1 protein-coding gene is annotated in these 1,068 nt (G+C 71.5%); it reads left to right on the forward strand.

Going from position 1 to position 1,068, the window contains the following annotated elements; genetic code table 11:
* Nucleotides 1-1,068: CPBP family glutamic-type intramembrane protease (locus D7Y13_RS41680; RefSeq protein ID WP_279637189.1), on the forward strand; the 1,068-nt coding region annotated here is incomplete at both ends.

The following is a 1,068-nucleotide window of genomic DNA, read 5'->3' on the forward strand; positions in this document are numbered from 1 at the left end:
CCTTCGGCCTGTTCCTCACGGTCGGGGCCACCACCCAACTGCTCAACCCCGCCTTCGGCGTGTGGTTCACGGAGGTGTTCCTCTTCCTGGGCGTCGCGTGGGTGATGCTGCGCCGCGCGGGCTTCCGGCCCGCCGAGTACACCGGCCTCACGCCCTTCCAGGGGAAGCCCGCCCTGTTCGGCTTCCTGCTGGGCGTGGCCAACTTCTTCGCCGTGGTGGTGCCCATCCAGTTCCTGGCGCAGCGGCTGGCGCCCGAGTGGCTTCGGGAGATGTTCGACGCCTCGCGCCTCTTCGAGGGCCAGACGCCGGTGGAGCTGGCGCTGCTCCTGGGCGGCGTGTCCGTGGCCGCCCCCCTGTGCGAGGAGTTCTTCTTCCGTGGCCTCTTCCAGCGCTCGCTCACTCCCGCCGCCCCGGCGTCGCCCTGGCGTGCGCTGATCATCACCTCGGTGGTGTTCAGCGCCTTCCACCTGGATCCGGTGGGCTTCCTCGCGCGCGCGGAGCTGGGAGTGCTCTTCGGCTGGCTGCTGCTGCGCACCGGTTCCCTCTGGCCGAGCATCGCGGCGCACGCGGCCAACAACATGGTGTCGTCGGTGCTGTTCCTGGTCGCCACGCACTCGGGGCTGGCGAAGGAGTCAGCGCCGGACGACGTGACGGACTGGCGGGCCGTGCTGGGACTGGCGCTGGTGGGATGGACGGCGCTGCTGGGCCTGCGCGCCGCGTCCCGACACGCCCCTTCCGTCTGGGGACGCGGCCCCCCGCCGGACGATGAAGCGGTGCGCTCCACGAAGCCCGTGCCGCTGTTCGCCCTCCAGTTGCTGCCGTGGGTCGCGGCCGCCACGCTGTCCCTGGTGGTCCTGGGCGTGGTGGATGGCAGGGGCGTGTCGCTGAGCGTCTATGACGTCCAGCACCCGGTGCCGCCCCTGGGCAAGAACGCGGCCCCGGGCCTCCAGGCGGAGCGCAAGGCCCTGCACCAGCTGCGCAGGTCCGTCCGCAAGGGCGAGATGCCCATGGAGCTCTACGAAGAAGAGCGGCTCCGGCAGTCCAAGGCCCACGAGCCCCCAAAGCCCC

Source organism: Corallococcus praedator, assembly GCF_003612125.1.
Classification (GTDB): domain Bacteria; phylum Myxococcota; class Myxococcia; order Myxococcales; family Myxococcaceae; genus Corallococcus; species Corallococcus praedator.